Source organism: Pedobacter sp. MR2016-19 (assembly GCF_014947265.1).
In the GTDB taxonomy this organism is placed as follows: Bacteria; Bacteroidota; Bacteroidia; order Sphingobacteriales; family Sphingobacteriaceae; genus Pedobacter.
Genome location: NZ_JADCNK010000007.1, coordinates 95,999 through 114,311, shown reverse-complemented (window position 1 = coordinate 114,311; position 18,313 = coordinate 95,999). Strand labels below are relative to the sequence as shown.

16 protein-coding genes are annotated in these 18,313 nt (G+C 38.5%); 8 read left to right on the top strand and 8 right to left on the bottom strand.

Annotated elements, in window-relative coordinates:
- Window positions 1-3 precede the first annotated feature (3 nt).
- The 3 genes from IM793_RS11805 (at window position 4) to IM793_RS11795 (ending at window position 3,264) form a co-directional block, all read left to right on the top strand.
- Window positions 4-1,293, top strand: a complete 1,290-nt coding sequence (locus IM793_RS11805; RefSeq protein ID WP_193421545.1) for a DUF4833 domain-containing protein — start codon at window positions 4-6, stop codon at window positions 1,291-1,293.
- Window positions 1,294-1,700: 407 nt separating this feature from the next.
- Window positions 1,701-2,321, top strand: a complete 621-nt coding sequence (locus IM793_RS11800) for a sterol desaturase family protein (RefSeq protein ID WP_193421543.1) — start codon at window positions 1,701-1,703, stop codon at window positions 2,319-2,321.
- A 1-nt stretch (window position 2,322) separates the two neighbouring features.
- Entirely contained in the window at window positions 2,323-3,264 is a 942-nt protein-coding gene (locus IM793_RS11795; RefSeq protein ID WP_193421541.1) for a phosphatase PAP2 family protein, read from the top strand.
- Between the two features lie 43 nt (window positions 3,265-3,307).
- On the opposite strand, the gene IM793_RS11790 is transcribed toward IM793_RS11795, so the two are convergent.
- The 4 genes from IM793_RS11790 to IM793_RS11775 all read right to left on the bottom strand — a co-directional run bounded on the left by IM793_RS11790 (window position 3,308) and on the right by IM793_RS11775 (window position 10,348).
- The gene (locus IM793_RS11790; protein WP_193421539.1) at window positions 3,308-3,910 is read right to left on the bottom strand and encodes a hypothetical protein; all 603 of its coding nucleotides are present in this window, start codon (window positions 3,908-3,910) and stop codon (window positions 3,308-3,310) included.
- A 359-nt stretch (window positions 3,911-4,269) separates the two neighbouring features.
- Window positions 4,270-5,505, bottom strand: a complete 1,236-nt coding sequence (locus tag IM793_RS11785; RefSeq protein WP_193421537.1) for an alkaline phosphatase family protein — start codon at window positions 5,503-5,505, stop codon at window positions 4,270-4,272.
- A gap of 77 nt (window positions 5,506-5,582) precedes the next feature.
- On the bottom strand, window positions 5,583-7,040 hold the full coding sequence (locus tag IM793_RS11780; protein WP_227256224.1) for a SusD/RagB family nutrient-binding outer membrane lipoprotein: 1,458 nt from the start codon (window positions 7,038-7,040) through the stop codon (window positions 5,583-5,585).
- Between the two features lie 11 nt (window positions 7,041-7,051).
- Complete coding sequence (locus IM793_RS11775; RefSeq protein ID WP_193421534.1) at window positions 7,052-10,348, bottom strand: SusC/RagA family TonB-linked outer membrane protein; 3,297 nt, start codon at window positions 10,346-10,348, stop codon at window positions 7,052-7,054.
- Window positions 10,349-10,674: 326 nt separating this feature from the next.
- Here IM793_RS11775 and IM793_RS11770 point away from each other — a divergent pair, with 326 nt between their 5' ends.
- Window positions 10,675-11,298: a TetR family transcriptional regulator gene (locus IM793_RS11770; protein ID WP_132400889.1), complete on the top strand. Its 624-nt coding sequence runs from the start codon at window positions 10,675-10,677 to the stop codon at window positions 11,296-11,298.
- Here the strand turns inward: IM793_RS11770 and IM793_RS11765 are convergent.
- The gene (locus tag IM793_RS11765; RefSeq protein WP_193421532.1) at window positions 11,270-11,455 is read right to left on the bottom strand and encodes a hypothetical protein; all 186 of its coding nucleotides are present in this window, start codon (window positions 11,453-11,455) and stop codon (window positions 11,270-11,272) included. The genes IM793_RS11770 and IM793_RS11765 overlap by 29 nt on opposite strands.
- 152 nt (window positions 11,456-11,607) lie before the next feature.
- On the opposite strand from IM793_RS11765, the gene IM793_RS11760 reads away from it, so the two are divergent.
- Complete coding sequence (locus IM793_RS11760) at window positions 11,608-11,949, top strand: hypothetical protein (RefSeq protein WP_193421530.1); 342 nt, start codon at window positions 11,608-11,610, stop codon at window positions 11,947-11,949.
- 737 nt (window positions 11,950-12,686) lie between these two features.
- Here IM793_RS11760 and IM793_RS11755 read toward each other — a convergent pair.
- Together IM793_RS11755 and IM793_RS11750 are read right to left on the bottom strand one after the other, a co-directional pair.
- The gene (locus tag IM793_RS11755; RefSeq protein WP_193421528.1) at window positions 12,687-13,508 is read right to left on the bottom strand and encodes a universal stress protein; all 822 of its coding nucleotides are present in this window, start codon (window positions 13,506-13,508) and stop codon (window positions 12,687-12,689) included.
- Between the two features lie 26 nt (window positions 13,509-13,534).
- Window positions 13,535-14,953, bottom strand: coding sequence for an inorganic phosphate transporter (locus tag IM793_RS11750; RefSeq protein ID WP_193421526.1), 1,419 nt, complete (start codon window positions 14,951-14,953; stop codon window positions 13,535-13,537).
- 380 nt (window positions 14,954-15,333) lie between these two features.
- Here IM793_RS11750 and IM793_RS11745 point away from each other — a divergent pair, with 380 nt between their 5' ends.
- Complete coding sequence (locus IM793_RS11745; RefSeq protein WP_193421524.1) at window positions 15,334-15,570, top strand: hypothetical protein; 237 nt, start codon at window positions 15,334-15,336, stop codon at window positions 15,568-15,570.
- A 141-nt stretch (window positions 15,571-15,711) separates the two neighbouring features.
- Here IM793_RS11745 and IM793_RS11740 read toward each other — a convergent pair whose 3' ends face one another.
- Window positions 15,712-16,434: a class I SAM-dependent methyltransferase gene (locus IM793_RS11740; RefSeq protein WP_193421522.1), complete on the bottom strand. Its 723-nt coding sequence runs from the start codon at window positions 16,432-16,434 to the stop codon at window positions 15,712-15,714.
- A gap of 91 nt (window positions 16,435-16,525) precedes the next feature.
- Between IM793_RS11740 and IM793_RS11735 the strand changes: the two genes are divergently transcribed.
- Together IM793_RS11735 and IM793_RS11730 are read left to right on the top strand one after the other, a co-directional pair.
- Window positions 16,526-17,413, top strand: a complete 888-nt coding sequence (locus IM793_RS11735) for a LysR family transcriptional regulator (RefSeq protein ID WP_193421520.1) — start codon at window positions 16,526-16,528, stop codon at window positions 17,411-17,413.
- A 249-nt stretch (window positions 17,414-17,662) separates the two neighbouring features.
- Window positions 17,663-18,262, top strand: a complete 600-nt coding sequence (locus IM793_RS11730) for an RNA polymerase sigma factor (RefSeq protein WP_193421518.1) — start codon at window positions 17,663-17,665, stop codon at window positions 18,260-18,262.
- Window positions 18,263-18,313: the final 51 nt, after the last annotated feature.

Genomic DNA, 18,313 nt, shown 5'->3' with positions numbered 1-18,313 from the left:
GCTATGGAAAAGAAATTAAGGGACAGCCTGCAACAGGGCATTTATAAAGTGATCAATCCTTTTGTTCGGGGCTTGATTAAAATTGGCTTAACCCCAAATGCCGTCACCACTATCGGTTTGATCCTGAATGTCGGTGTGGCCGTTATTTTTGTACTCGGTGCCGAAAAATCAAACCGCGGCGATATGTCATACATTGGTTGGGGGGGTGCATTGGTACTTTTTGCAGGTTTATTCGATATGCTTGATGGTCAGGTAGCGCGGTTAGGAAACATGAGTTCGAAATTTGGTGCTTTGTACGATTCGGTACTCGATCGCTATAGCGAAATGATTATGTTTTTAGGGATTTGTTATTACCTGGTGGCACATCATTATTTTTTAAGCTCCTTGTTTGCATTTATCGCATTAATCGGCTCGATGATGGTGAGTTATACCCGCGCGAGAGCTGAAGGTTTGGGGGTAGAATGTAAGGGAGGTTTAATGCAAAGGCCGGAGCGCGTGGTCACCATCGGTGTTTTTGCCATTGCCTGTGGCATCGCCGGGCACTTTATTGGTGGCGATTATAAAATTTATGTGCCGGGCATATCCTTCCATGTTTTTGAAACGATGTCGATTTTTACCATGCCAATTACCATAATGGCTTTATTGACCAATATCACTGCTGTAAAACGACTGCAGGAAGCCAAAAAAGGTCTCGAGGCGCAAGAGTTTAACGAAAGAAAAGGAAATAACAGGGCAGCATTAATTGCGGGACTGGTTTTGATGACGAGTTTAAGTGGTCTGCTTTCTTTTAATGCAAATGCACAGAGAAGCGACCCTTCGCCAATTACTTTTCCAACGCCTAAAGACATCAGTAACCAGCTTTTTTATCTACAGCGCGATCCGAATACCAATACCATAATCTGCCAGTTAAATATAGACAAACATGGAGTAGTGAATAAAGATCAACCTGTAAATGTATTCTGGATGCGTTATGGGGATAATGGCGAGAAGAAAGAATTGAGTTATATCCAACGGAAATTTGCATATGGAATTATCAGCAAAAATCTGGGTAACGGACAGTTCGAACTGCGGTTTACCTCGCACAAAAAATTGCCAATGTATCTGAATAAATCGGGTGCAGACAAAAAATACCATGTTTTTGCGACAATTAACAATAAAAAAATGCAGTTAGAAAGGATATTCCTTCGGATTGAAGGCGGTACCTTCTGGTTTCCGAATGTAAAATATGTAGAGATAAAAGGTTTTGATGCTTCAGAGCCTTCAAAAGTATTAGTTGAAAGGATTAAGGTATAGCGTTGGGCGTTTTGCGGGTGGCGTTGATTGTCATTCTGAGTGCAACGAAGAATCTTTTGTTAAGGCTCATTAGAAAGACGCTACGTATAAAACTAAGGTGAATTCAGGTGACTAAGGTGGTCATAAAAATGAGCTGTTTAACTTGACCACCTGAGCCACCTAAGAACATATAAGGTGTTGAATAAGGCTTTTCGTACGTCGAAAATGTTAGTTTGAACGGCCTTATTTGTTATGCTAAGTGCAAGGAAGAATCTTTAAAGTTAATTTATGGGTTCTGTGTTTTATAGGTTAGAGATTTTTCACTACGTTCAGAATGACAAGTGGTTTGAGGAAAAGATCCTGAAACAAGTTCAGGATGACGATTGCATATAAACGGAGTCAAAGACCAGTTTAAAAAATTTTACCAAATGAAAAAGAATTTTGTTTCAAATTCGAAATCATCCATCAGGATGTTCAAAAACGACTTTTTAGAAAGCCTTTCAAAAGTACAATTTTACGTGCCTTTGGTGGTATATATACCCGTTATCGGTTTTCTTTTTTGGAAAGCATTGGCAGAAATACAGATGCCGGTTTTAACCTTTGCTGGCTGCTTTTTGTTGGGCTTAGCCTTCTGGACCATCACTGAATACATCCTGCACCGTTATGTTTTTCATTTTGAACCAGATGTAGAATGGGGCAAGAAAATTCATTTTATTTTTCATGGAGTACATCACGATTACCCCAATGATGCCAAAAGATTGGTCATGCCGCCTTCAGCCAGTATCCCGATGGCATTGGGTTTTTACTTTCTTTTCGATTGGTTGTTACCAGATACAATAGTTTATCCGTTTTTCTCAGGTTTTATGATCGGTTATCTCTTTTACGATATGGTGCATTACGCACTTCACCATGCCAATTTTAAAAGCGGTTTCTGGAAAGAGCTAAAGCAACACCACATGCTTCACCATTATTCCGATTCGACCAAAGGTTATGGGGTAAGCTGGACTTTTTGGGACCATATTTTTAGGTCTAATTTTGATAAAAAATAATATGCAGCAAGAAGTTTCGATTAAAAACAGTTTTTATAATCTTCGGAATATTTATCTGACAGTTGCTGTATCTGTTGGATATCTGTTGTTATCAGTACTACTGGTCGGCTTTAAAACCGATCAGCTGGTGCTGATTTTTATTTTTAACAGCCTGTTTTATATTTCTGCAGGAACAAGGCGTTTCATTCTCGGTTTTTCGATCTTCATTGTTTATTGGATCCTTTTCGATTACATGAAGGCCTTTCCGAATTACCTGTTCAATACCGTCCATATTAAAGATTTATACGATCTGGAGAAAAGTGTTTTTGGTATTAACCATAGCGGTTTAAAACTTACACCAAACGAATACTGGAAACTGAACAGTACCTCGTTTTTAGATGTACTTACCGGGCTATTCTACCTCATGTGGGTGCCGGTTCCACTGGCTTTTGCTACTTACCTGTTCTTTAAAAATAAAGAACAGTTTGTTCGGTTTTCGCTCACTTTTGTTTGGGTAAATTTGTTAGGTTTTGTGGTTTATTATGCTTTTCCGGCTGCACCGCCCTGGTATGTGCAGGAACATGGCTTTGAGTTTATAGCTAAAACAGCTGGCAATACTGCCGGATTATCGCGTTTCGATCATTATTTTAACATTACCCTTTTTCATGGGATATATAGCAAAGGTTCTAATGTATTTGCGGCCATGCCATCGTTGCACTCATCTTATCCCGTTATTGTTGTTTATTATGGCTTAAAGAACCGTTTGGGGAAAATCAATATTTTCTTTTTTACGGTAATGCTTGGCATCTGGTTTTCGGCCGTTTATACCAGTCATCATTATACGCTTGATGTGTTGGCTGGATTAAGCTGTGCCATAGTGGGTATTATTTCTTTCAATTATTTAATACGGAAGACAGCTTTGAAGCTCTTTGAGAAAAACCTGATCAATGCTATTAGTGATTAGACAAGCAGCATTGATCGGTTAAATAATACTTCAGCGTATGATGTTATGCTGAAAGGTTAAATGCTGTTTGTCTGTTGCTCATTGTTAAAGCCAGGTAATTGCTTTTTGCTTTCGCAAGCAGGTAAAATTCTACAGTAGCGATAAGGATAAGTGTATAACCAAAAAGTTCAAGAGATTCTTCTGACACATTCTTCACATCACGGATATATTGATTTTCCATAACGGCCATCCAAAACACTTTTCTACCATACAAACGCGCGAAAATATAAGTAGTTAAAATTCCTGATAGCAGTATCCCAAAGGAAAATTTATTTACGAAACCGTTTAGGTTAGCAAAAAAGAGTCTTTTATTTCTGTATACAATAATAGTTGCAAGAAAAAGTAGACCAAAAGCACCGGTTTGCCACGCTCCATCATAAACATGCTCATCAAGAAAAGCGTCCTGCTCTCTGATAAGAGACGCCATAGTAAAGCTAAATAAAGCAAAAGCAAGTGGGAATGATGATTTATGTTTGAATGAAATATAAAGGTAAGTAAGGGCACTTAGCAGTAGTAGCAAGCTCTGCACATATTCTACAACTGATTCTTCATTAAATTTATTACTTCCTGCTTCGTGCTGCACATTCCACTTTAAAAATTCAGACAATAAAACCATTATTGAACCATAAATAAGAAATCGGATAATAGCAGTTTTTAAACCGCTGGGGCTTGATGAGATTGTGGGACTGACCATTTTTTATTGAATTTGGATTTGTCATCAGCTAGAAAAATCAATAAACGTGATTCTGCCGATATTAGACTACAAATTTCGCTCAAGAACCATTGCTAAAAAAGGTCTGTACATCCTAAAAATTGGTTGAAAAGTACGATATCCCGAAGTTTAAAAATATGCTTTTTGTTTGTGTTATTCAATTAAGATAAGTGCAATAAGTAATTAAAAAAGCCCAATATCCGATCCTAAACGATCAGCTATTGGGCTTGCAAAAGTTATTAGAATAAATCTAGTTATTTAATGCTTATCCATTTGTCGAGCATGTTATCTGGTGCTTCAACTACGAGTTTATAGAAAGAGGATGGGTAGTTTTTAAGGTCTGCCAAATAATGTTGCTGATTAACGTCAACCTCGCCCAATAAATGATAGTCATCTTTTCCTCCTGTTTTAAACGAGTTGGTGGTTGCCAGCCAAATTTTTACTTTTCCCCTCTTTTCCAGTGCTTTCCAGCTAATGTCTAAATGGTTTTGAACATAATTTGCTTTTAAAGCTGTAATAGATACAGGGCCAATAAACGGTGTTCCATCTATCTCCTGTTCTACGTTCCGGGGAAATTTTAAATTCAGGTGACGTGCAACTGAGGGCATGATATCGACAATGCCAAGATCGAAATAATGGGCATAAGTATTCAGGTTTTTATAATTGCTCACCATCCAGGTAGAACGTTGACGCTCAGATTGCCCGCCGTGTGCGCGACCGGTTTGCTCATCTCTTCCGTGGTCGGTCGTGATCACCATTAACCAGTCTTCGTTAAATTTAGCCTGCCTGTAGCTTATCGCATCGAAGATTTTACCCATTTGTTTGTCGAGCATGCCGACAGCCTTATAAAACTGAGGGCTGTCTCCAAACTGGTGTCCCATATCATCCGTGTATTCCAGGTAAACCCAGGAAAGATCGGGCGCTTTAGTCTGAATCGTTTCGGCGGCCTGCTTAACCACTTCCTCATCAATCAGATGCATATAATCGGCCTTTTTATCGTGCTTAAAGCGCAGCGTATCCAGCTCAAAGCCATCCGCAACATAATCCGGTTTAAAATTACCTGTTTCACTTAGTCCATCGCCCAATAGTTTTGTCCTGTTATCTGTCCAGCTCGAGAATATGCCGGTTTTCTTTGCAGGATATTGACTCTTAAAAAGCCTAAAAATATGCTGGTAATTGTAATTAGGTGCTTTGATTGCATTATCAGGCACATTGTGTTTGTTAACCCAGGTACCTGTTAACAAACTATTGTAGCCAACGGCAGATATAGTCGGTGTTTCATTGTAAGTGCCCTTATCGCCACCCACATGCATGCGGGAATACGATCCGGCTTGAATAATCCGTTTAAAATTTGGCAGCTCTAAGCGTTCAAGCACATCAGCCGGAATGCCGTCGGCGATAACATACACCACTTTTTTAGTTTTTATTTTCTGCGCCCAGCCATTTACTGAAACCAAAATCAGGAAGAGGAAAAGAATTTTTTTAATCATTTTATGTTTTGTAGAAATTAGAGATTGCGGTTAAATAAACAGCACCGACAAAATTGGCGGTGCTGTTATGGTCTGTTTTACGGTTTCAATAACCACATTACCCCGTTAATGTCGTCACCTTCGGGATACTGTCTTGCTATTGCCCCCGTAACATTCTGCTGATTCAATCGTAATTCAGATTCCGGATACATCCAACGTTTTGGAATGCGTTTGTTGTTTAACACCCCGGCCCCTGTAGTATCAAAAACCGGAAAACCAGTTCTTCTCTGCTCAAAAAATGGCTGCCAGCCGCTGTTCATGAAAGATGCGATGTATTTTTGGGTAATAATGTTCGCCAGAGGATTTGCATTAGCATTTAACTGCACTGTTGCCTGCGCCAGATAGGCATTGATAGTGGTCTCATCGATAGTATAAAACTGCATAGATGCCCTGATACCTTTTTGATAGTAATCATTTGCGCTTCCTGAAATCCACCCCCTTACAACGCCTTCCGCAAGAATAAACTGTTGCTCAGCATAACCCAATGCGATACTTGCCTCATTTGCCGGGCTATTGTAATAACGCGGGTTGATTTTAGAAACTTCTCCCGAAAGCGTACGAGCCGTATTCTCATCTTTTGGTGCGCTACCATTTCCCCCGCCGTAAGCCTTAAAATCTGTTGCGGCAAGCGATGCAAATTTTGGTGCTTTATCGGCAAAGCGGAATAAACGGGAATCCTGAAGCGATTTTAACAAATTGATAAAAGTTTCATCCATATAATATGCGGTTTGCATACTATTGCTATTGAAATATGGATAGCGGTTTCCCTGAAGGTCGTAAAATTTAAGCTGGGCATTGTCCGAGTTTCCGGTAAACAGTGGGTAATCCGTTGGATTGTTCACAATTTCGGCAAAACGTTTCTTGATTTCAAATTTGGAGTCGTTTTCCTTAACCGATAAACTTATTAATACCCTTAAGGAAAGTGAGTTGATTGCGCGTTTCCACTGTTGTATATTCCCACCGAACACAATGTCTCCCTGTAAATTTGCGGTATTTCCGTCAATCATTCCGTTGGCAGATTTAAGCTCATTTAAAATATTTAAGTAAATGTCTTCCTGCTTGTCATATTTTGGCGCAACAATACCTTGTTCGGCTTTTAAAGCCTCACTGTAAGGAATATCGCCGAAAGTCTGGGTTAATTGTAAAAAATTCCAGGCCTTAAAAAATTTCACAAGTGGCAAATACTGAGGTTTGTTTGTGTTTATGGCAGCTTGTTCCATCTTCACGACCTGGCGCAGGGTATCATAAGTAGCATAGCTGCCCCGGTTCCAGCCATAGTATTGGTTTAAGGTAATTTCATCTGTATTTATCATTTGACGGGAAGCAAGCGCTACATCAAGATTAGTTGACTGGAAGGCTTTTTGCTCAATGGCATTCAATAATAGATCGGGTGTTGCAGCAGTAGTTTTGTTAGGGTCTACCTGGAACTCGCTAAATTTTTTGCAGCCCATTTGTGCAATTGCTGCAAATAATACAATATATAATGTCTTTTTCATATACATTCAGATTAGAATTTAAGGTTAACGTTAAAACCAAATGAACGGGTCGAAGGCGTTTGGAGGTTATCCTTTGCGGGATCAGGATCAATATTTGGCATTTTTGAGAACAATAAAAGATTACGGCCAACTACTGAAAAATCTAAACCTTTAACAAAAGATTTACCCAACAGCCTGGCTGGTACCTGCCATCCTAATGTTACTTCTCTTAATTTCAGGAAGGTTTGCGAAAAATAGTTGTAGTTATTGTAGGCAGCATTACTGGTCTCGATCATATAATCTATGTAGTTTACCGCTTTGGCATTTGGGGCGAAAACACGGGTATCGCTTGTAATATTACCTTTGGCATCATAGGTAGCTGTTCCGCTGGTAACCACAACACCATCACCAACAAATGTCGCTTTCCCTGCATTGGCATCAATGCGGTATTGGTTAACTGTACCCGGATGTGTACCACCCCACCACATTTTCTGGTTGGTTGTCGAGTACATCAATCCGCCAAGTCTTCCATCAACCAGAAACTTTAACGTGAAACTCTTATAATTAAAAGTATTTTCGATACCGTAAGTCCAGTCTGGAGCTTCATTTCCAATAAACCTTGAAAAATTATCATTTAATGGAAAACCGTTGCTTCCGTAAATAATCTGTCCCTGGTTGTTGGTCTGATAAACCGAACCATAGATTCTGTCTGTCCTATCACCCACGCGCAGATTGCCCAGGGTTTCGGCACCCCCATAAATTTCTTTTAAATACCTGCGGTACTTGCTCAGATTTACGGCCATATCCCATTGAAAATCGTTGCTTTTTAACAAGGTTCCATTAACCACAAACTCCATTCCCTTACGCTGATAAACGTTCCCGTTAACCAACTGGCTACCATAACCGCTTGTTATTGAAATATCCGGAGAAGCGATATTGTTAAAGTCGCTTGTCTGGTAATAAGTGGCTTCAACACTTAACCTGTTCTTAAAAAACTTGGTATCCAAACCTACCTCCCAACTGTCGGACGTTTGTGGGGTAAGATTAGCCTGTTTAAGCAAACGGCCAAAAGTTAGCGCGGGTGTACTGTTCCAGCTCGTTCCTTTATCAAATGCCGGAAGATAACCATAGGTATAAGTATCATCACCAAGTGTACCGCTTGAAACTCTTGACCACGAACCGCGTGCTTTTAAATAGCTAAACCAGTCTGGCAGTTTAGTTAACTGGGAAACAACGACAGATGAGCCTATTGAAGGGTAGAAGAAGCTGTTATTATTCGTTGGAAGTGTAGAAATGACGTCGTTTCTGCCTGTAGCAGTTAAATAAATTGCATTTAAAAATTCCAGATCTAAAATCGCATAAACGCTGCTTGTTCTTCTTTCTTCAACAGCATTACTGCCCTGAAGTGGATTTGCAGAATTACTAAGGTTATAAAAACCTGGAATGCTTAATCCATCAGTATTTGTAGAACCGTATTTGTTATTTCTATAATAGTTAGAAGCACCAACTTGAGCATGTAGCTTAAACTTATCACTAAAGGTATGGTTGTAGTCTCCGATCAAATCAGTAACCAAATCAATGTAGTTTTGGGTAGCAACGGTAAATTGTCCTCTGGATTTATTACCATAGCCAATATAACTCATTGGTTCCTTATAGGTCCGGTTTAGGCCATAAGCGTTTAGTCCATTTCTAAACTGAACACTAAAAGCCGGACTGATTTTATAATTCAGGTTTAATGAACCATATGTATTGTCTTTATCATAACCGCGCAAATATTCATAAGCCTGGAAATATGGGTTATTATAGTAAGAGACATTATAATTGCGTTGTTGGATACCTTCTTTGCCCGGCAGCCAATAGTCTTTTAAATCCTGCACACTTACATCGGCTCCTGTCCACAACACCAGATTGTAAAGATAATTGGTCGGTCCGTATCCTGTTTCAGGAAAGTTTTTGGTAAACTGGCGGTTGTAATTCAATCTTGCATCGATTGTAAATGCATCTGAAAGTTTATAATTGCCGGAAACGTTAAATGAGCTATTGTTTAAATCGGTATTCGGCACAATACCTTTTTGATAAATATGCGAAGCTGAAGCCCGGAAAGAGCCTTTCTCCGAACTTTGGGTAATACTAATGTTATTACTTGAAATTAGTCCGGTTTGAAAAAAGTCTTCTACATTGTTTTTTCCCCTTGAAAGGAATGGAAGCGGAACCAATTTTCCGGTAACCGGGTCTCTGGGGCTGTTAAACTGAGGCGTTTCAAAAAAACCGCTGGGCGTAGTGGCATCGGGCTGATCGAGTTTGGGACCCCAAATCCATCCAGAGCCTTCTTGTCCTCCTCCTGAACCATCAACATAGGTATATTTTCCCTTGTAACCAGCACCATACTCTGTTTGTACCTTCGGAATCCTGATAAAACTTGGCTGTATTTGTGTAGAACTATTTACATCAATACTAAGATTATTCCCTTTGCCACGTTTTGTGGTAATCATAATTGCACCATTTTGCCCGATAGAACCATATAATGCAGATGCATTGGCACCTTTTAATACAGTTACCGATTCGACATCATCTGCATTTACACGAAAAAGATCTGCAGATTGGTCTGGTATGCCATCGATAACAATAAGTGGCTTTCTTCCCCTTAATGAAATAGTTGGTTCCTGGAACAAATCAGTAGAATTGTTAATATTGAGGCCGGCAACCCTTCCGGTAAGCGAACTGATAATGTTCGGCTCTCTTGCCTTCACTAAATTTTCGCCTTGCACCGTTTGCGCCACATAACCTAATTTTGACCGTTCTTTTTTAACACCTAAAGCGGTAACTACCACCTCAGATAATGCTTTTGCATCCTCGGTCATTACGATCTGGTACGTATCGGAATGATCAACTTTAATTTCTTTGTTAACATATCCGATACTACTTAAAACAAGTACATCGCCATCGTCAGCCTTGATTGAAAAATCGCCTTCCTGGTTAGTAACTGTACCTGTATTGGTTCCTTTTATCAATACTGATATTCCGGGAATACCCATTTTCTTCTCATCGGTAACATGGCCTTTAATAATTCTGGCATTTTCTGTTGTTTTTTTCTGCTGCGAAGGCTTTAAAACAATCTTATCATTCGTTTTGGGGATAGAAAAGGCAGAATTGAAAATAACGATAAGTAAACAGGTTACCCATAAACTCTTCTTCAGGCAAAACAAAGATGGGTAAGTAAATCTTTTTTTCATAAAAGCTAATTCGTTTGTTAAAATTTTAAATGTTTTTTTGGAGTTATTATCGGGAACTTTGTTCAGTTTGGTTTCCATTTGGCCTACTCCTAACATAGCCCTTTGTTTACCGCTGTTAGCGTTTCTCCCATCTTTGCATCAGAGACCATTCCTTTAATGGCAATCCCTTGAGCAAATGCGCTAGCAGGTAGGATCAGAAGGTTGAACATCCATAGAAGCTTTTTTTTCATTTTACTTAATATTTAGTTGTTTGTTTTGAAATGACAGGTGCTTTTCAACGGTGCTAAATTGAACATATCATATTAAGGTTAAGTTAAGATTCAATTAATATATTAATTGAACGTTCATTCAATCTATTAATAAAATAGATTTGCAGAATCAAGCTATTTTTGAGTAGTTTGCTCAATTAAATTAACTGCATAATGGGACGCAAAAGCCTAAAAGAGACCAGACGACTGGAGATTATTAAAGTATTTTATCAGGTAGCCAAAAAAGAAGGTTATGAAAATACATCTATTGCCAAGATTGCCAAGGTGATGGATATTAACCCAAGCCTTATTATTCATTATTTTGAAACCAAGGAAGGACTCACTTACGAATTGATCGACCACATACTAGACCGATATTTATTGATTTATACCATCAAACATAAAGGGCAAGCAAGCCTGGATGACCTACAGAAAACTATAGAAATGTTGTTTTCTAAAAAATGGAACCTGCTTTTTGATGACGGTTTATTTTATACTTTTTATGCTTTGGCATTCAGGGAAAAAAAAATCAAGCTAAAATATAAGTTAATTCTGGATTCTTTGCGCAATAGACTTGCGCTGTTGATCGAACAATGCAATGCACAATGCATTACAAATGTAGATAACCCACAGGTTGCTGCAGATTTTATTTTTGTAATGGTTGATGGGGTTTATTTTTATCTTTCGATGGAAAGTGATAAAAAAGCTTATTCGGAACGTTTAGCCTATTATAAGCAAAAAGCCTACGATACACTTTGCATACCTCCAGTTAAGGTTGTTTCTGCTCCCGTTTGCTAAACTGACGGCTTAAAGCAAATAAACCGATAGACATCCAGAGTACATTTGCTGCTGCATTGGGAAGATCTTGGGTATCAAGGGCAGTAATTGCGAGACATAATCCACCCATAATATTAAGTGCCTGGAAGGAGATTGAATCTGCGCGGATTAATTTCATACTTAATAAAAGGTATCCGAGGGTGCAAAATACCACTCCAGACCACCCAATAATAGACATTGCTAATTTCATATTATTAACTCCAATTATCTTATAAAAATGCTGTTACTTCTTGTATTCTGAACACAAAATCCTATATTTAACTGAAACAAATGTACAATATGGATCCGAACATTGTTACCCTAAATCTTATCAATTATATCGGCGATTACGACTATTATGAATCACTTACAGACATTAACAGCGACAAACATCCAAAATCCTTTACTAAACTGAGCGAGATCAGGGAAAGGAATAAGCGCCACATCACCGAACTTTTTCCTAATGTGAAATTTCGCGATAATAAAAACCAGCTGCTTGCAGTAGGCCGTTTTAAGGATGATGTTAAGGCGAAGGTAGAAACCTTATCTAAAAAGGAAATAGAAGATTATATCGAAACCTTTAAAAAGGATGCTAAAAAAATCGAGAGGCTTTACAAGAAGGTAAGGAGATAGATGTTCATTAGTCATTGGTTTGTTAGGAGTTGAAAATTGCCTATTTGTTTCATTGTTTGATTGTTGAAACAGTAGTTAACGTTTAGTCATTGTAATTTGTTGGTTCTTACTCGTTTTGACCATTAAGAAATTAAGGACATTAAGATTTTATTTAGAAATTTACAAGCTAGAGATTTCATTAGAAAAGTTGTCATCTCGACCGGAGCAAAGCGAAAAGGAGAGATGTATATAGATAGATTTAGCTTCGCTGAGCAATTTGTGGTTTTCGACTGCATTGCACTCCGCTCGAAATGACGGTAACTCGATGGAATTTTTACATGTAGGTTAATTCCTATCATTTGTATTAATTAGAAAAATCGTCATCTCGATCCGATAGCTATCGGATGAAGCGCAGCGGAATGGAGAAATCTATTTAATCATTTTCATTATAAAAGATCCTCCGACGACACTACCATAGACAGAATCCATTAGCACGGTCGTCATTCCCGCGCATGCGGGAATCGTAATGCAAGCGCTTTAAGATTCCCAATCGAGTTGGGAATGAAGATCTCGCGCAGCCCACTATTTTGCCAAAAAGATTTGTCTTTTATATTGATTTTATGAAATAATTACTCCTCAGGATGACAATGAGTGGAAAGAAATGTATCCAGGGAGAACATTCATTGCTTATTGATTTTTTATCATTGCTTTAGCGTCAATCAACTAAAGACTCCGGACTCCCGACTCTGGACTAAAAACTATTCGTGCAATACCAAAATAGCCTTCACCGTTTTGTTCATTACCTGATTAACCGTGCTGCTGGTAAATAAGCGGTAAATAATATTGTGGTGGTGTTTAACCAGGCAAAGGATATCGGTATGGTTACTTTTAATGAAATCCATAATGCCATTTGGGGCACTGCTGTCCATAATGTAGTTAAATTCGATCTCCGTATCCGGTAAAAGATCCCTGATCCTTTTTTCTCCCGTCTGGATGTGTACTTCATCCGATTTTTCGGCCACATAAAGTACCTGCATTTTCCTCGTTCCGGAGGCTTTTAACAGTTCGCTAAGGGCGGTAATATCTTTTGGCGATAATACAGTTTCGTAATCAGTGGCCAGCGTAATAATCGGGAAATTGGTAAAACTGCTCTCCAAAGGAACAATTAATGTTGGGATCCGCATTTTAGTAACGGCCATGCTGGCGTTGCTGCCTACAATTCCGCTAATCCCGGTGGCACCTGTAATGCCCATTACCAACAGCTCTACCGGATTGGTTTCGGTATGTTTGGTAATTACTGTTTTTAAAAAACCAACATCACATATTGTTTCGAGTTTTACATCTTTAAGGTTTTCCCTTTCGCGGATGTTTTCGGCCCATTCTTTTAAAGCAGCTCTTTTATTTCCGTAATAAGATTCGATAAAAATGGCATTGTAGGTACTGTTATTTATACCTTCGGTAGGGTGGATGACATGAATAGCCACAACTTCCATTTTCAGCGTTTTTGCCATGGCCAGTGCATAGGAGAGGGCATTTCCGGCACTTCTTGAAAAATCCGTTGCTACAAGTATCTGTTTCATTTTTTGGAGAATAATATTTTAAACTGTTAAATAAACAGGTGAAAAAGCATGAATAACAAAATAGCCAATATAATCGATACTGGCAAGGTAAGCACCCAGGCCAATCCAATATTTTTAAGCGTGTTACTGTTCAGGTTTTTTCGTCCGCCAGAGGCCACCATTGCACCGGCTATACCGCTCGATAATACGTGTGTGGTACTTACCGGCAAGCCAAAAGCAGTGCTCAGGCCAATGGTAGAAGCTGCCACAATTTCTGAAGTAGCGCCCTGGGCATAATTTAAATGCTCATTACCGATTTTTTCGCCAATGGTAACCGCTATGCGTTTCCAACCGATCATGGTACCCAGTCCGAGTGAAATCGAAATTACAAGAATTACCCAAAGTGGTGCAAATTCTACCAGTTTCGATAACTCGGAAGCATTATCATGAAGCAGCTGATCGTCGGTTGCATTAATTACCAATGTTTTATCTTCCCTTACTGTTTTTATAGCAGCAATAACCTCTTCAATCTGTTTACGGAAAAGATAAGTGTTTTTCTTGTCGGTTTCATTTTTAAGAGATAGGTGGAATTTCGCTTGGTCTATTTCTTTTACAAGAGCGGTAATATCGAGTATTTTACCCTGATTAAGTTTTGCTGTTTTTTGCAGCAGTTGTTCAGTTTGGTTAAGCTGGAACAATACTTTATCATTGGGGATATGGTGGTTCACGGCAAATTTTGCAGGTAGAAAAGCAATGAGGATCAGCATCAATAAACCCACACCTTTCTGTCCATCGTTGCTGCCGTGGAAAAAGCTTACCAAAGTACAGGTGGTAATCAGTAATCCTCTGATCAATAAGGGCGGACGGTCGTTCTCGCCCGTTGGGATATGAAAAAGGGCATGGTATTTAATTACATGTTTTAAAAAATACATCAGCAGCATGGCCAGACCAAAACCGATAATAGGGGATAAAATGAGCGATAAACCGATTTCTTCGGCCTTGCCCCAGTTTACGCCCTGGCCACCATAATACCAGGTAAAAGCCAAACCGGCACCGATCATGGCACCGATCATGGTATGCGAACTCGAGCAGGGGATGCCCAGGTACCAGGTGCCCAGGTTCCAGGCGATAGAGGCCAGTAAAACCGCCAAAACCATTGCGGCGCCAACACCAACCGGAAGGTTCATTAAAGCATCAAGCGGAACGAGTTTTAAAATACCCATCGCTACGGCTATTCCTCCGGTAAATACCCCCATGAAATTCCAAAATCCCGACCATGGGATGGCGATAACAGGTTTTAACGCTTTGGTATAAATTACAGTAGCTACAGCATTGGCCGTATCATGGAAACCGTTTACAAACTCAAATCCGACTACGGCAAGCAGACAAACGATAAAAACAATGGCAAGAGGGCTACTTAAATCGGTGTTCCCTAAAAAGGGTATAACAGTGCAGAAAGACGGCATAAAATCAGTTTGGATATTGATGTTGCAGATCATGTATCTGCGCTTTCAAATAACTGAATAACTAACTGATTTAAATCGTCTTGAATGTTAAATGATTGTTATCAATACGTTAAAGTGGGTGGTTGTTTTTTAACTCTTCTGCAGGTGCATTGTTATCCGAAATAAACCATTCTTTTTAAGTGAGTTGAGCGTTTTTTCATAACCTTTCTGATTTTAACAGCAAACTTAAAACTACTATTGTTAAGCAGGGATTAAGTTTTAAACCCCGGTTGATGAGCTTAAATGAAAAAATGCCTACTGTTAATTTATGGTTAGCAAATCAATTAACGTTAATATAACAATAATTAAATGTTTGCTTTTTATTGTGGTAACTTTGCGTTGTGAATATCCCACTCTACATCTATTACGAATTGCTCATCCGTTTATCTGAAATTGAATCCGAAATCGGTCATTATGTATCCTCCACCGCCAATGAAGAAGTTTGCATCTTGCGTACTACAAATGGTACTTTAAAAGTTCCGTTTAACTGTTTAAAGCGACAGTTCGAAGATCCTAATCTGATCAATCAAGATGAATTAACTGTACTAATTAAAAGTTTTAAACCTGGCTACCCTTAATTTGGTAGGAGGTCAATTAAATCATTTATTAAAAATAAACCTGGGATTCTCTTTTTTTTAAATAGAATTATTCTTGCTATTCATTAATCTTAGTAGAGATTTTGCCAGGTAATGATTACAATATTACCTGGCAGAATCGTTTTATTTTATCGCTCCAAATGCTGCAAAATAAGAGTTTTTATGCAGGATTTCGGTAACGGTAAACCCAACTTTTTGTAGTAATGCCAGCTGGTAGTTTAAAGAACGCGGGGTATCTTCATATTCAATATAATCAAATACCTTTTGCTTATATGTTGCGCCGCCAAGTGTTTCGAGGTAGGCCCCATATTGATCTTGAAAAAGATTGTCGATCAATACAGCATCGTGGGCAATGAGGTCTGAAATCCAGATGCTACCGCCAGGTTTTAAAGCCTTGTAAACTTTAGTAAAAACAAGTTCCCAATCGGCATCAGTACGCAAATGATGAAATGTTGCTGCGGCCAGTACAATATCGAAATGATTGTCAGGTAAATTAAGGTTTCGCATATCGTCCTGTATAGCAGTTACTGTTCCGGTAGTTTGTGCCGATACCCTATCACTTGCGCGTTCCAGCATCGGTAAACTCAAGTCGTTAAGGGTACAGTTCAGATTTGGGATTTTGGTGAGCATTTTTAATGTGTAATTGCCTGCACCACATCCAATATCCAACAGTTCCTGAGCATCCGGATTAATATATTTGGCTGCTCCGGTGCAAAGCTCCATAGTAAGTGGTGCGTCGATCGTGGTTTGTTGACCGCTTTCCAAGTTCGAGAAACGTTCTACATCATTGTCAAACCTTGTTTTGATTTCTTCATTTGTTGCTTTATGCGAATAATCTTTGTTCATTGCTTTAATTTTTTTGTAAAGTTAGTGCTGTTGATCATATTTGTAAAATATCAATTTTTGCATATATCAATACCTGTTAAGTATTATAGTTATGGAACTCAGACACCTGTTGTATTTTAAAACTGTTGCAGAAGAAGTTCATTTTACCAAAGCAGCAACCAAACTTTTTATCTCGCAACCGCCTTTGAGCAGGCAGATTAAAGAGCTGGAAGAAGAGCTTGGTGTACAGCTGTTTGTTCGGAATAATAAGCGGGTGGCATTAACAAACGCCGGCAAATATTTTAAGAGTGAGGTTGATACCATGTTTAACAAGCTGGAAGAAAGTAAAGAAGTGGTTCGTAAAATTCATGAAGGCGTTAGCGGCGAATTAAGGATCGGTTATATCAGTTCGGTTTACCAATCGCACCTTGCAGAAATTTTAAAATTGATGCATCAGGAATTTCCTTATCTAAAAACGAGTTTGTTTGAAGTACCTACACTCACCCAGATTAAAGCATTGGAACATGGCAGCCTGGATGTTGGGATTTTAAGAGCTCCGGTTTTATCCGAGAAATTGAAAGTAGAATCTTTGTTTTTTGATCCCTTTGTAGTGGTTATCCCCATAACAGATCAAAAAATTGATGACCAGCAACAACTTGCAGATTTTTTGAAAAAAAGTCCATTTATATTCTTTAATAAAGATTTTGCACCCCAGTATAACCAGAAACTCATCGAGATTTGTCAGAGAATGGGTTTTAGTCCCGATATTACCCACGAGGCTAACAACGTGCACTCCATATTACAATTGGTAGAAGCAGGTCTGGGTGTATCTATTTTGCCATTATCACTAAAAAAGCAATATGCACAATTAAAGGTATCTTTTATTGAAATTGATGCCATTCCTGTTAATACAGAGGTGGTATTGGCTTATAAAGAATCCAACAAAAACACGGCATTAATCTGGTTTATTAAACACTATACCCAATTAAAAATTAATTAATTCCAAATTGGATTTAAAGTGTACAATCAAATTTGAACTGGCTTTTTAAAGTTCATTAATTAACCTCAATACTTAGCCTAAGATCACAAAAGATAAATCTTCAGTCATATCCTTGTTGTTTAGGCTTTCATTTCCATTGCGAGGAATATTTGATCAATATCAAAATAACTATAGTTAAATAACTCAGTACTGCGTTTCCAAAATTATAACTACCTTGTCTTTTCAAGTTAATGTATATTTGCCAGACGAATGATCAACGTTAATCACACCGATGAAAAGTCTTTATTACTTCAATTAAAAAATGGTGACGAGCGGGCATTTGAAATCCTATACAATAACTATAAATACCGGATCGCTGGAAATTTATTTAAACTTCTCAAATCTGACGACCTGGTAAAAGAAGTGCTGCAAGAGCTTTTTTTTAAAATATGGGAGGTGCGGACACAGATTGATGCCGAAAAATCTTTTAAATCTTATCTCTTTCGTATAGCAGAGAACCTGGTACATGATTATTTCCGGAAAGTAGCGAAAGACAAACGGTTGTTGACTAAAATGGTTGCTTCAGGTTCAGAATTATATCTTCACGTTGAAGAAGATTTGCTGAGTAAAGAAGATGCTCAAAAATTGCAGAAAGCCATAGACCTGATGCCCCCACAGCGTAAAATGGTATTTACACTCTGCAAATTAGAAGGTAAATCTTATAAAGAAGTAGAGCAGATTATGGGCATTAATGCTAAAACCATAAGTAGCCACATGCTGCAGGCCAATAGATTTCTTAAAACCTATTTTAGAGATTCACCCACACTTACCATTTCGATAGTTTTGGCTGTTTTATGCAAAGGCTTTTGATCCTGATCGTTGTTTTTGGAAATTAATTGTTAATTTTTTGTTAACAGACTA

Excerpts from the sequence above, each read along its gene's own strand:
- IM793_RS11800 (WP_193421543.1), top strand. The coding sequence starts at position 1,701 with ATGAAAAAGAATTTTGTTTCAAATTCGAAATCATCCATCAGGATGTTC.
- IM793_RS11785 (WP_193421537.1), bottom strand. The coding sequence starts at position 5,505 with ATGATTAAAAAAATTCTTTTCCTCTTCCTGATTTTGGTTTCAGTAAAT.
- IM793_RS11805 (WP_193421545.1), top strand. The coding sequence starts at position 4 with ATGGAAAAGAAATTAAGGGACAGCCTGCAACAGGGCATTTATAAAGTG.
- IM793_RS11795 (WP_193421541.1), top strand. The coding sequence starts at position 2,323 with ATGCAGCAAGAAGTTTCGATTAAAAACAGTTTTTATAATCTTCGGAAT.
- IM793_RS11735 (WP_193421520.1), top strand. The coding sequence starts at position 16,526 with ATGGAACTCAGACACCTGTTGTATTTTAAAACTGTTGCAGAAGAAGTT.
- IM793_RS11775 (WP_193421534.1), bottom strand. The coding sequence starts at position 10,348 with ATGTTAGGAGTAGGCCAAATGGAAACCAAACTGAACAAAGTTCCCGAT.
- IM793_RS11760 (WP_193421530.1), top strand. The coding sequence starts at position 11,608 with ATGTACAATATGGATCCGAACATTGTTACCCTAAATCTTATCAATTAT.
- IM793_RS11765 (WP_193421532.1), bottom strand. The coding sequence starts at position 11,455 with ATGAAATTAATCCGCGCAGATTCAATCTCCTTCCAGGCACTTAATATT.
- IM793_RS11770 (WP_132400889.1), top strand. The coding sequence starts at position 10,675 with ATGGGACGCAAAAGCCTAAAAGAGACCAGACGACTGGAGATTATTAAA.
- IM793_RS11755 (WP_193421528.1), bottom strand. The coding sequence starts at position 13,508 with ATGAAACAGATACTTGTAGCAACGGATTTTTCAAGAAGTGCCGGAAAT.
- IM793_RS11730 (WP_193421518.1), top strand. The coding sequence starts at position 17,663 with ATGATCAACGTTAATCACACCGATGAAAAGTCTTTATTACTTCAATTA.
- IM793_RS11740 (WP_193421522.1), bottom strand. The coding sequence starts at position 16,434 with ATGAACAAAGATTATTCGCATAAAGCAACAAATGAAGAAATCAAAACA.
- IM793_RS11780 (WP_227256224.1), bottom strand. The coding sequence starts at position 7,040 with ATGAAAAAGACATTATATATTGTATTATTTGCAGCAATTGCACAAATG.
- IM793_RS11750 (WP_193421526.1), bottom strand. The coding sequence starts at position 14,953 with ATGCCGTCTTTCTGCACTGTTATACCCTTTTTAGGGAACACCGATTTA.